Below are 11989 nucleotides of genomic sequence, written 5' to 3'. Positions count from 1 at the left end.
CATATGGATCCGGGCTCTGGGCGCACGGTTCCGATCGATCATCCCAACAGCCCGGTCTCCAGACGCCATGCGTTGCGCGATGGCATGAGGATCGTGTCGGCGGCGATGCCAAGCCAGGCCAATGTGATCTCGCTGCGCATGCCGCTCGCACTCTACGGTATCGCTGGGATCGACGAGATACCCGACAGGGTCATCGAAGCGCAGGCGGTCAGCAAGGGCGACGGCATCAAAGGCCGCGCGCATCATGTCGTCGATGGTCAGGGCGCATCGCGGGTCGGCCGATACGGCTGGAAGGCTGACATCGCCACCCTCGAAGACATGGTGGCGAACGCTTTCGCAAACGAACTCGGCATCACCAGCGCGACTGTCAGCCGCCAGGCGGGCTCGCAGCCGATCGAAGACGATTCCGCACAGATCGAGGCGGTCGCCTTCTATCTGCGAACGCTCCGCCTGCCCGACGGGGCAAAGCCATGAGCCTCGCCCTGACGCTCTCCCATGCGCCCGAAAAAATGCGCCCGGTCTTGCCTGGCGTCATCGTTGCTGCGGCACTTGCCCTTGCGGCCGGCTGGATCGTCGGCAGACTGGGCGAGCCGCTGTCGCGCAACCCGGTCCTCGTCGCCATGCTCTTCGGGCTCATGATCGGCAGCAGCTTCGCCTGTCCAGATGCCTTGCGGCCGGGGCTCGACTTCACCAAGCGCTATTTGCTGCGGCTCGCCGTGGTGCTGGTCGGCTTCCGTATCACGACGCGGCTGTTCCTGGATCTGGGGTTCATGCCGCTCGCGGTGGCGGCCATCGAGCTGATCCTCGTGCTGACGCTGCTCTACGCTATCGCGCGCAAGCTGTTCAGGCTCGACGCCGAGATCGCGCTGCTTGTCGCGGTCGGCAGCGCCGTCTGCGGCGCCGCGGCGATCCTCTCCATGGCCGCGCTCGTGCGTGCGCGCAACCAGAGTGCCGGCATCGCCATCGCCCTGATCACGCTGAGCGGCACCGTGGCGTTGCTCGCCTATCCGGTCATGTTCCTGAGCGGATGGCTGCCGCATCTCGACGACCGCCTCTATGGCGTGTTCGTCGGGGCGAGCATTTTCGAGCTGGCGCAGGTCTACGGCGCCTCCTTCGCCATTTCCGATGGCGCGCTGAACACCGCCACGCTGGTCAAGCTCAGCAAGGTGCTGATGCTCGTCCCGCTTCTGCTGGCCGCCAGCCTGGTCTTTCGCAGCCGCAACAAGGCGCAAGAGGCGGCGCCGATCCCGTTCCCGTGGTTCATCGTCGCGTTCATCGGCGTGGTGATGCTCAATTCGGAGATCACCCTCAATCCGCAACTGCGCCGCGTCATCCTCGATGTCGACCAGTTCCTGTTCCTCATGGTGATGATCGCGCTCGGCATCACCACCCGGGTCAGCCGGCTCGGAGAGGCCGGCGGCGCCTGGTCGGCGTGGGCCTCGTCGGGTTGGTACTGTCGGCGGCGCTGGCCTATGGCGCATTGCTCCCATTCTCGGCGACCTTCCGGACCGCATCGCCTTCATCGAGCCACAGCGCGATGCTCGGCAGCCATGGCGGACGGCTTTTCGCCTCGGTCGGTTGCGCCAAATGCCATGTGCCGGCGCTGGAAGGTGTCAACGGCGAAGTCCGGCTTTATTCCGACCTTTTGCTGCACGACATGGGGCCGGCACTCGACGACAAGATCGTCCAGGGCGATGCCATCGGCGCCGAATGGCGGACCACGCCGCTCGTCGGCATCCGCCTGCGCCAACGCTACCTGCACGACGGCCGCGCGACCACGCTGCGCGATACCGTCTTCGCCCATGGCGGCACGGCGCAGATCGTGCGCGACCGTTTCTTCGACCTGGACGAGACCGACCGCCAGGCGATCCTCGATTTCGTGGCGAAGCTATGATGCGGCCTTGTCACGCCACCACCGTCTTTGACCGACCGAAGCGCGATGTATGAAGCTGTCGTCGCTGAGCTGAACCATCTCGACGGACCCGACCTGCTGGCGCCGCTCGTCACCGATCTGTTTTGTGGAAACATAGCGCTCGTGTCCTCGTTCGGCGCGGAATCCGCAGTGCTGCTGCATATGGCAGCCTCGATCGACCGTTCGCTCCCCATCATCACGCTCGACACCGGAAAGCTGTTCGCGGAGACGATCGCCTATCGCGCGCAGCTGACGGCTCTGCTCGGTCTCACCGATCTGCGCGTCGTCAAGCCTCAGACCGACGTCTTGCGCGTGCTCGACGGCGCTGGAGCGCTGCACCGCCGCGATCCGGACCGGTGCTGCCACATCCGCAAGGTTCTGCCGCTCGAAGATGCGCTGACCGGTTTCAAAGCCTGGATTTCCGGTCGCAAGCGATATCATGGCGGGCTTCGCGCGGATGTTTCGACACTGGAGGAAACTGACGGACGCCTGAAGATCGATCCGCTTGCCCGCTTCACCCGCCAGCAGATTGAGGACTATCTCGACCGTTATCATCTTCCCCAGCATCCGCTCCTCGAAAAGGGCTACCTCTCGATCGGCTGCGCGCCCTGCACGGTCAAGTGCGGCAGCGCGGACAATCCGCGCGCGGGCCGCTGGAGCGGCCTGTCGAAGATGGAGTGCGGGATCCATCGGTCACCCGCCGGCGCTGCCTCACACAATTCGGTCTCATCCGCGTCCTGATTTCGCGATCGCGCAGGCATCCAGCCGACGGCTAGAATCAGCCATTCCCGCTTCATCTGCGAAGCCACTACGAATTGTTGCATGATTGCGCTACCCTAGGGTCAATCTGGGCGACGGGACGGTCACGGCGGCACGACCGACGCTCGATGATTGGTCGAGCGCGAGCCCCCATGACCCCTCTAGACGCCATCGAAGCCGATGCGAGGCGCCCGCTCTCGGGCACAGGCCGGATCGCCAAGCTGGCGGCGCCGCGCAGCGCCAGGATATTGCGGCGGAACCGCGTTCTCGAAGCGATCGATCGGAAGTCGCGATCGAGCGTATGCTGGGTGGCGGCGCCGGCCGGCTACGGCAAGACGACCGCGGTCATCGACTATCTCGAAAGCGTCGAGGCGCCGCATGTGTGGTTCCGCGTCGACGAGGGCGATCAGGACATTGCGCGCTTTTTTCAGTATCTGACGCAGTCACTCGCCCCACCTGCGGTTGGCGACATGCCGGTGTTCGGCGTCGAATATGCCGAGCAGCCGAACGAGTTCGCCAGGCGCTTCTTCAGGGCCTATTTCGCGCGGCTGAAACCCGACACCATTCTGGTTCTCGACGATCTGCACGATGCCGACACGCCAGAGTTTCGTGGCGTGCTTTCGGTGATGTTCCGTGAGCTTCCGGACACGGTTCGGTGCATTTGCGCCTCGCGAACGCTGCCACGGGAAGAACTTAGCGACCTAGTCCTCAGAGGCCAGATGGCCGTCGTCGACAGGTCGGCGCTCGAATTCTCGACCGCGGAAGCGCGCGATCTCGTCCAACTGCGTTCGAAGAACGCCTCAGTCGATGTCGAAGCCGCGCGCGGCTGGGCGATCGGACTGGTTCTGCTCGCGGACCACGGCTCGACGGTCGGACCTGATGACACGAGCGGCGGGCAGAACGCGCTGTTGGATGTTCTTGGCCGTCATTTCTTCCTTTCCCTCCCCGCCACCGACCAGGATATGCTGCTGAAGCTCAATCTGCTGCCTGAAATCAGCGCCGAGCTGGCCGACGAGATGATAGGATCTGGCGAGGCGGGAAAACTGCTCGACAGGCTCTACAAGCGGCAATTGCTGGTTACGCGTACGGAAAACAGCCGCGATATCTTCCACCTGCATGATCTGTTGCGGGATTTCCTCGACCGAAGTTTCGCTGAGCGCGTGCCACGAGAAGAGCAGAGATTGCTGAAACGAAAAGCGGCGACGATCCTCGTCGAGGCAGGCCGTCTAGATGAAGCCATCCCGCTTGCCTTGCAGGCGGAGGACTGGGGGGTTGCCAGCAAACTCATACTGAGCCGCGCGGAGGATGTGCTGGCGCAAGGCGGCCGGGCGACTTTCATCGACTGGTGCGGCCGATTGCCGGAAGCGCTGATGAGCGCCTGGCATTTTTATTGGCTGGGCGTTGCCCACGTGCCGGACGACGTCGCCGCGGAGCGCTGGCTGGCCAAGGCATGGCAGGCTTTTGGCGAGGCGGACGATCAGCGCGGCCTGTGTCTCACCGTGTCGCGCGCCGTCTTGGTCAAGACCGCCAGCTGGCGCACCTACGAAGGCCTTTCCATGTGGACCCGCCGGGCATTCGAGCTGATCGAGCGCGGCCTTCCGGAACTGCCTCGCGAGGAAGCGATGCTGGTGCGCATTGGCATGATGCGGGCGCTAAACTTCGGCGACGACTACTACCGCGGCAGTCCGGCCGGACAAGCGCTGGAAGCCGAACTGCTGGAGCGACTGACCAAGAACTCCGGCCAGGATCCGAGCGGATTTCGGTTGCTTGCGAGCGAAACGCTGATCGATCTTTCGGCGTCGACCATGCGGGCCGATCTGTTCGCGAAGGCCGTCGACAGCGTTATCGACGATTTAGGCGAGAAGGACGTGCTGCCCTGGATCCTTGGCATGTGGCTGGTCGCCTTCGGTGCGGAGAGTGGTCGTTACTTCCCCTACAAAAGAAGAAATTTTCCCTATCCTTCGTCCGAAGCGGCGTTGCGGGAGGCGATCGCCATTGGCGAGCGCGAGTCGCTCAAGAGCGTGGAGTTCGGCGGGCTTTACCATCTCCAGATGCAGATGAAGGTCCGCAACGATTTTGCGGAGTTCCACCAGGTGGTCGAGCGCCTGGCCGAGATCGCCGACAGCCGCTTCACCACGCAAGTGGCCGTCGTCGCTGACTGCCACGCCGCGCTGCATGCCAGGCAAGGCGATTTCGCGGCCGCCTACCGGGATTGCGAGCGCTTCATGGAGGCCATCGAGGCCGCCAACGAGCCGATGGTTGAGCGCTGGCCGCACTACATCACGAAGTTCCAGGTGCTGCTGGCCGACAGGAAGCCTCGCGAAGCCGCCGCGCTGCTCAGCGACCTGCTGCCGCGGCTGGACGGCGGCGCCCGCAAGCGAACCGAGATATGCATTCTGGCGGCGGAGGCGCTGGAGACCCTGTGGGGCGGAGATTCGCACTATGGCGACCGGCTGAAGATCTTCCTGGAGGCGCTCCGCGACATCAGCTGGCCAATGGTGCTCCTCAACGTTCCGGACTTGCTCGCCGAACTGCTCGGCGATGCGCTTGAGCGCGGCATCGAGCCCAAGCTTTGCCGGTCGCTGATTGGGGAACGCCGGTTGGACGCGCCGCAGCGGCGGCCCGCGGCCTGGCCGTGGCCGCTCAAGGTCCACGTTCTCGGAGGCTTTCGGCTCGAACTCGATGGAAACCCTCTTCCTCTCGGCGCCAAGCCACCGACGAAGGCCCTCGACATCCTGCGGGTGCTGGCGATCTCGAAAGACAACACCTGCTCGCTGGAGACCCTTCAGGACTGGCTGTGGCCGGACCTCGATGGCGACCAGGCGCGGGCGGCCTGCGAGCAAGCGCTGCATCGGCTGCGCAAGCTGCTCGGGCGGACCGATCTCATCGTCCAGCGCGAAGGCAAGCTTCGCCTCGCGTCGGACAAGGTCTGGGTCGACCTCGCCGACTGCGATGCACGGCTCAAATCCCTCACGACAACCAATGGCGAGACGGCCGGACTGCGCCCGGAAGCGGAAGCGCTCTTCCTCGCATTTCCAGGTCCGCTGTTTCTGCACGAGCGCGCCAGCTTCTGGTCGCTCGCTGCCGCTGAAAAAGTGCGTCGCGATCTGATCGATCTCGGATTGCGGATCGGCCAGCGGCTCGAGACGACCGGCAACGCTCACGAAGCGCGCTCGATTTATCTGAGGACGTTGGACCACTATCCCGACGCCGGGCCCGTCTGCAAGGCGCTGATCAAGGAGCGGCTGTCGCGCCGTGATTTCGAAACCGCGGTCGATGACTATGCGCGCTACGAACGGGCGCTGCGTGCTGCCGGCGAAGCGGCGCCCGCTGTGGAAATACGCGCTTTGGTCGAACCCTATCTCGTGCGGCTCACGCGCTGAAGACGAAGCGGCGTGAAAGGCTCAATCCGGCTAAACTCCAGCCACTAGAATTGTCGCATGATTGCGTTACGCTAGGGAAAGATGCGGGCGACGGGACGGTCACGGCGGCACGACCGGCGCTCGATGATTGGTCGAGCGCGAGCCCCCATGACCCCTCTAGACGCCATCGAAGCCGATGCGAGGCGCCCGCTCTCGGGCACAGGCCGGATCGCCAAGCTGGCGGCGCCGCGCAGCGCCAGGATATTGAGGCGGAACCGCGTTTTCGCAGCGATCGATCGGAAGTCGCGATCAACCATATGCTGGGTGGCGGCGCCGGCCGGCTACGGCAAGACGACGGCGGTCATCGACTATCTCGAAAGCGTCGAGGCGCCGCATGTGTGGTTCCGCATTGACGAGGGCGACCAGGATATTGCGCGCTTCTTTCAATATCTGGCGCAGTCACTCGCCTCACCTGCGGTTGGCGACATGCCGGTGTTCGGCGTCGAATATGCCGAGCAGCCGAACGAGTTCGCGAGGCGCTTCTTCAGAGCCTATTTCGCGCGATTGAAGCCCGGGACCATTCTGGTCCTCGACGATTTGCAGGACGCCGACACGCCCGAGTTCCGGGCGGTGCTTTCGGTGATGTTCCGTGAGCTTCCTGACACGGTGCGTTGCATCTGCGTCTCGCGCACGCTGCCCCAGGAGGAGCTGGGCGACCTCGTTCTCAAGGGCCAAATGGCCGTTATCGACCGATGGGCGCTCGAATTCTCGACATCGGAAGCACGTGATCTCATCAAGCTGCGTTCGAAGAACGTTTCAGTCGATGTCGAAGCCGCGCGCGGCTGGGCAATCGGGCTGGTTCTCCTCGCAGATCACGGCTCGACGGTCGGACCGGATGACACCAACGGGACAGCACCCGGCGGGCAGAACGCGCTGTCGGACGTTCTCGGCCGTCATTTCTTCCTTTCCCTTCCTGCCACCGATCAGGACATGCTGCTGAAGCTCAATCTGCTGCCCGAAATCAGCGCCGAACTGGCCGACGAGATGATAGGATCTGGCGAAGCGGGAAAGCTGCTCGACAGGCTCTACAAGCGCCAATTGCTGGTCACGCGAACGGAAAACAGCCGCGATATCTTCCACCTGCACGACCTCTTGCGGGACTTCCTCGACCGACACTTCGCGCAGCGTGTGCCGATTGAAGAGCAGCAGTCACTCAAACGAAGGGCGGCGAAGGTCCTTGCGGACGCCGATCGTTATGACGAAGCCATACACCTCGCCTTGCAGGCCGAAGACTGGGACCGGGCGAGCGAGCTCATGCTGAGCCGCGCGGAGGCCGTGCTGGCGCAGGGACATCGGACAACCTTCATCGAATGGGTCGGCCGGTTGCCGGAAGCATTCATGAACGGCTGGCATTTCTATTGGCTGGGCGTGGCTCACATGCCGGACGACGTCGCCACGGAGCACTGGCTATCGAAGGCGTGGCATGCCTTTGGCGAGGCGGACGATCAGCGCGGCCTGTGTCTCACTGTGTCGCGCGCGGTGCTGGTCAAGACCGACAGCTGGCGCACCTACGAGGGTCTTTCGACCTGGACCCGCCGGGCATTCGAGCTGATCGGGCGCGGCCTTCCGGAACTGCCTTCAGAGGAAGCGATGCTGGTGCGCATCGGCATGGTGCGGGCGCTGAACTTCGGCGACGACTATTATGGCAACAGCCCGGCCGGACAAGCGCTGGAAACCGAACTCCTGGAGCGGTTGACCCGGAATCCGGAGCACGATCCGAGCGGATTGCGGTTGCTTGCCAGCGAAACGCTGATCGAGCATTCGGTATCGACCATGCGGGCCGATCTGTTCACGAAGGCCGTCGACAGCGTTGTCGAGGATTTGAGCGACAAGGAGGTGTTGCCTTGGGTCCTCGGCATGTGGCTGGTCGAGTTTGGCGCCAAGAGCGGCCGGTATTTTCCCTACAAGAGACGGGGTTTTCCCTATCCTTCGGCCGAAGCGGCGTTGCGGGAGGCGATCGCGATCGGCGAGCGCGAGTCGCTCAAGGGCGTGGAGTTCGGTGGCCTCTATCATCTTCAGATGCAGATGAAGTTCCGCAACGATTTTGCGGAACTCCACCAGGTGGTCGAGCGCCTGGCCGAGATCGCCGACAGCCGTTTCAGCACGCAGGTCGCCATCGTCGCCAATTGCCACGCCACGCTTCATGCCAGGCAAGGCGATTTCGCGGCCGCCTACCAGGATTGCGAGCGCTTCATGGCGGCGAGCGAGGCCGCCAACGAGCCGATGGTCGAGCGCTGGGCACATTACATCACGAAGTTCCAGGTGCTGCTGGCCGACAGGAAGCCTCGTGAAGCCGCCGCGCTGCTCAGCGACCTGCTGCCGCGGCTGGACGGCGGCGCCCACAGACGGAGCGAGATATGCATCCTGGCGGCCGGCGCCCTGGAGAGCTTGTGGGACGGGGATTCGCACTATGGCGATCGGCTGAAGATCTTCCTGGAGGCGCTCCGCGACATCAGCTGGCCAATGGTGCTCCTCAACGTTCCGGACTTGCTCGCCGAACTGCTCGGCGATGCGCTTGAGCGCGGCATCGAGCCCAAGCTTTGCCGGTCGCTGATCGGGGAACGCCGGCTCGACGCGCCGCAGCGGCGACCCGCGGCCTGGCCGTGGCCGCTCAAGGTCCACGTTCTCGGAGGCTTCCGGCTCGAACTCGACGGAAACCCTCTTCCTCTCGGCGCCAAGCCGCCGACGAAGGCCCTCGACATCCTGCGGGTGCTGGCGATCTCGAAAGACAACACCTGCTCGCTGGAGACCCTTCAGGACTGGCTGTGGCCCGACCTCGACGGGGACCAGGCGCGGGCGGCCTGCGAGCAGGCGCTGCATCGGCTGCGCAAGCTGCTCGGGCGGACCGATCTCATCGTCCAGCGCGAAGGCAAGCTTCGCCTCGCATCGGACAAGGTCTGGGTCGACCTCGCCGACTGGGATGCACGGCTCAAGGCCGTCATGACAACCAATGGCGAGGCGCTGCGCGCAGAAGCGGAAGCGCTCTTCCTCGCATTTCCAGGTCCGCTGTTTCTGCACGAGCGCGCCAGCTTCTGGTCGCTCGCTGCCGCTGAAAAAGTGCGTCGCGATCTGATCGATCTCGGATTGCGGGTCGGCCAGCGGCTTGAGGCGACCGGCAACGCCCATGAAGCGCGCTCGATTTATCTGAGGACGTTGGAGCTTTATCCCGATGCCGGACCTGTCTGCAAGGCGCTGATCAAGGAGCGGCTGGCGCGCCGTGATTTCGAAGCCGCAGTCGACGACTATGCGCGCTACGAACGGGCGCTGCGTGCTGCCGGCGAAGCGGCGCCCGCTGTGGAAATACGCGCTTTGGTCGAACCCTATCTCGCGCGGCTCACGCGCTGAAGACGATGTGTTGTGCCGTCTCGCGAACGTATTTGTTTTTACGCAATTCCGGACGGAAAACCGCTACGCACTTTTCCTGGAATTGCTTTAGGCTGTCGTCGGTCTGGGGGCCATCACTCAAGCTCCGCTCAGGATGTTTGCAGCCAAGAGAAGTGCTGCCAGGATCAGAACGAGACCTGCGATCGCGTCCATCCGCTTGCGGTAGATCGGATGGTCGAAACGGTGCGACAGGCTCACCCCGGCCAGACTCCAGCCATAGAACTTGATCGCGGAAGCCGTGAGGAACCCGGCTGCGAACCCCGCCTGTTCCTCGCTGCCGTAGCCGAACGAGAGAACGCCGACGAGAAACATCGCCTCGAGCCAGACCAGAGGATTGAGCCAGGTGACGGCAAGCATCGAACCGATCGCCCGGGATCGGGATTTGCGGCCTGACGCAACAGTCTCCATGCGGGATGTCCCGTTGACCGCGAGCAAGGTGCGCGCGCCCAACCAGGCGAGAAATCCGGCGCATGCGGCCTGCAGCATGCCGGAGATCGCAGGATTGTGGGTCAGCAGCGTTCCAAATCCGCCGATTCCCATGGTCACCAGGGCGATCTCCGAGACGTAGCCTGTGGAAGCGACCGCGAAAGGATGGCTGCGCGTCAATCCTGCCTGGATAAGCATTAGGTTCTGGGGCCCGAGGGAAAAGATCAGCCCGAGGCCGAACACGAAGCCGGATAGCATTGCCGGCGACAACAGGGCGTCGGCCGTCATGCGACGTCACCCGGTTTTTTTCGATCGCGCGTTTTTGTGCATCTGCGGCCTCCTACGCGACGCAGTGTGGAAGGCAGGCGCATATGGATCGCTTACGGCAAAGCCGGCAGTCCCGTTCCCAGATTCACGGTTCGGGGATCACAGCTGATTTGCCGAAATCGCACGAAAAAATGGCCGGGCTCGAATGCGGCCCGGCCAAAAGAAGGTTACAACCTTCAGAGGGGAACACCGTTCAGCGGAATGGGAGGAAACCGTCGAACGGTCTTACCTGTTTGAGCTTGTTTGGGCGCGTTGGCGACGAATAAAATTCCAAAGCCGCCGGGGATGACGAAAATTCCTGTTCTATTTGCTCCGACGCCTTCAGACAGGTGACGCCCTCGTTTCGAGAAGATCGGCATAGTGCCGGCGCGCCACGTCAGGATGCGAGCGCAGGCGACTTTTCAGCACATTGGTCCCGACATCGCGAAACAGCGGATTGTCCGGGTCGCTCGCGGGTCCGCGCGCTTCGGCAGCCAGTTCTTCAGGCAGAGTGAGCAACGGGATCGTCGCATCGAGCCGGGCGCTGAAGAAGAAAGGAACGGAAATCCGCTCGACACCGGCCGGTGGCGTGACGACACGGTGCACCGTCGCCCTGAGATAGCCGTTCGACGCCAGTTCGAGGAGCTCGCCGATGTTGACCACCAGCGTTCCGGGGATTGGATCCACATTCACCCAGCTTTCGTCATATTCGACCTGCAGCCCCTTATTTTCGTCCTGAAGCAGGAGCGTCAGGAAGCCGCCGTCCTTGTGCGCGCCGACGCCCTGGTCGCCGCCGGTTGCGTCGCGTCCGGGATAGCGCACGATCTTCATGCGATGGTTGGGCTCACCGCTATAGATCGGATCGAAAGCATCCTCGGCCTGGTCGAGCGACAGCGCGAAAGCCTTCAGCAGGCGGATCGCCACCGCCGTCGCCCTGGTCTGCCATGCCAGCAGCGCCGGCTCGAGTTCCGGCAGGGCCGAAGGCCATTGGTTCGGCCCTTGCAGCCGCGTCCAGGCAGGAATGCCCGGTCCCTGTGGCACGGGTCGGCGCTCGACGCCGATGTCGAGCTGTTCACGCCAGTCGGCCTTGCCCTTGGTCAGTTCGCCACCGGTGCGCGTATAGCCGCGGAATTGCGGTGACTTGACCATTTCGATGGCCAGCTTGTCGGCTTCGGGCAAGGCAAAGAACCGACGCGAGGCGTCGAGCACCTCGTCAATCTCCGCAGCCGAAATCCCGTGGCCGCTGAGATAGAAGAAGCCGACGTCACGGGCGGCCGTGCGCAGGTCGAACAGAAAGGTCCGACGCTCCGACGCGCCCTGTCCGAGACGGCTGAGATCGAGCACGGGTACAATCCTGGCCATGGTCAACCTCCTTCTGCCTCAGGCTTGGATCAGGCCTCTACGGTGACACGCAGGTCGTTGCGATCAAAGCAATGCTCGATCCAATCTCGACGCCAATGGAAGAAAGTCAGCGCTGCGTTTGGCGGCCGGCAGGCAAATAACGTCCGAAAGGATGCTCCAGGGCGCGACGGAACCCTGGAGCCGCGGTGCTTCCGGCCGATGCCGCCAAACGCTCAAACACGCTTCCCGTATTCGCCTCCTGCGAGAGCACGTTCACCGTGCGCCGAACCTGACCGGCGCCGTTATCGTCTTGTTGGCGCCGAGCGGAGGTGCGGGAACGGGGGAAGCGCGGCGCATCAGACGACGCCGCGCTCGCCCGCCAACTCTCTGGGCCCATGAAATTGGTGAAATAATAGGCATGCCTACCGATTGACAAAAT

The 11989-nt window shown here is 63.7% G+C and carries 7 protein-coding genes and 1 pseudogene; 6 read left to right on the top strand and 2 right to left on the bottom strand.

The genetic code is table 11. The features are described 5' to 3' along the window. Window positions 1-3 precede the first annotated feature (3 nt). The 6 genes and pseudogenes from RPG13_RS12035 (at window position 4) to RPG13_RS12010 (ending at window position 9438) form a co-directional block, all read left to right on the top strand. Window positions 4-474, top strand: a complete 471-nt coding sequence (locus tag RPG13_RS12035) for a di-heme oxidoredictase family protein (protein ID WP_337125086.1) — start codon at window positions 4-6, stop codon at window positions 472-474. Then, window positions 471-1358 (top strand): annotated as a pseudogene (locus RPG13_RS12030) (YeiH family protein); the annotation flags it as partial. The gene RPG13_RS12035 and the pseudogene RPG13_RS12030, both read left to right, overlap by 4 nt. A gap of 179 nt (window positions 1359-1537) precedes the next feature. After that, complete coding sequence (locus RPG13_RS12025) at window positions 1538-1894, top strand: di-heme oxidoredictase family protein (protein WP_337127010.1); 357 nt, start codon at window positions 1538-1540, stop codon at window positions 1892-1894. 45 nt (window positions 1895-1939) lie between these two features. Next, window positions 1940-2653, top strand: a complete 714-nt coding sequence (locus tag RPG13_RS12020; RefSeq protein WP_337125085.1) for a phosphoadenylyl-sulfate reductase — start codon at window positions 1940-1942, stop codon at window positions 2651-2653. Window positions 2654-2823: 170 nt separating this feature from the next. Next, entirely contained in the window at window positions 2824-6054 is a 3231-nt protein-coding gene (locus tag RPG13_RS12015) for a hypothetical protein (RefSeq protein ID WP_337125084.1), read from the top strand. A gap of 147 nt (window positions 6055-6201) precedes the next feature. Next, window positions 6202-9438 carry a hypothetical protein gene (locus tag RPG13_RS12010; RefSeq protein ID WP_337125083.1) on the top strand — a complete coding sequence of 1079 codons (3237 nt, stop codon included), beginning with the start codon at window positions 6202-6204 and terminating at the stop codon, window positions 9436-9438. 117 nt (window positions 9439-9555) lie between these two features. On the opposite strand, the gene RPG13_RS12005 is transcribed toward RPG13_RS12010, so the two are convergent. Both RPG13_RS12005 and RPG13_RS12000 read right to left on the bottom strand, forming a co-directional pair. Continuing rightward, on the bottom strand, window positions 9556-10191 hold the full coding sequence (locus tag RPG13_RS12005; protein ID WP_337125082.1) for a LysE/ArgO family amino acid transporter: 636 nt from the start codon (window positions 10189-10191) through the stop codon (window positions 9556-9558). Between the two features lie 360 nt (window positions 10192-10551). Then, a complete protein-coding gene (locus RPG13_RS12000; protein WP_337125081.1) occupies window positions 10552-11571 on the bottom strand; it encodes an isopenicillin N synthase family dioxygenase in 1020 nt (339 codons plus the stop codon). Window positions 11572-11989 lie beyond the last annotated feature (418 nt).

The organism is Mesorhizobium sp. ISC15 (assembly GCF_037162615.1).
GTDB lineage: Bacteria > Pseudomonadota > Alphaproteobacteria > Rhizobiales > Rhizobiaceae > Mesorhizobium > Mesorhizobium mediterraneum.
The sequence above is the reverse complement of the archived record's forward strand: the minus strand, read 5'-3'. Positions and strand labels throughout refer to the sequence as shown.

Coding starts and splice junctions, on each gene's coding strand:
- RPG13_RS12005 (WP_337125082.1), bottom strand. CDS start 10,191: ATGACGGCCGACGCCCTGTTGTCGCCGGCAATGCTATCCGGCTTCGTG.
- RPG13_RS12010 (WP_337125083.1), top strand. CDS start 6,202: ATGACCCCTCTAGACGCCATCGAAGCCGATGCGAGGCGCCCGCTCTCG.
- RPG13_RS12020 (WP_337125085.1), top strand. CDS start 1,940: ATGTATGAAGCTGTCGTCGCTGAGCTGAACCATCTCGACGGACCCGAC.
- RPG13_RS12035 (WP_337125086.1), top strand. CDS start 4: ATGGATCCGGGCTCTGGGCGCACGGTTCCGATCGATCATCCCAACAGC.
- RPG13_RS12015 (WP_337125084.1), top strand. CDS start 2,824: ATGACCCCTCTAGACGCCATCGAAGCCGATGCGAGGCGCCCGCTCTCG.
- RPG13_RS12025 (WP_337127010.1), top strand. CDS start 1,538: ATGCTCGGCAGCCATGGCGGACGGCTTTTCGCCTCGGTCGGTTGCGCC.
- RPG13_RS12000 (WP_337125081.1), bottom strand. CDS start 11,571: ATGGCCAGGATTGTACCCGTGCTCGATCTCAGCCGTCTCGGACAGGGC.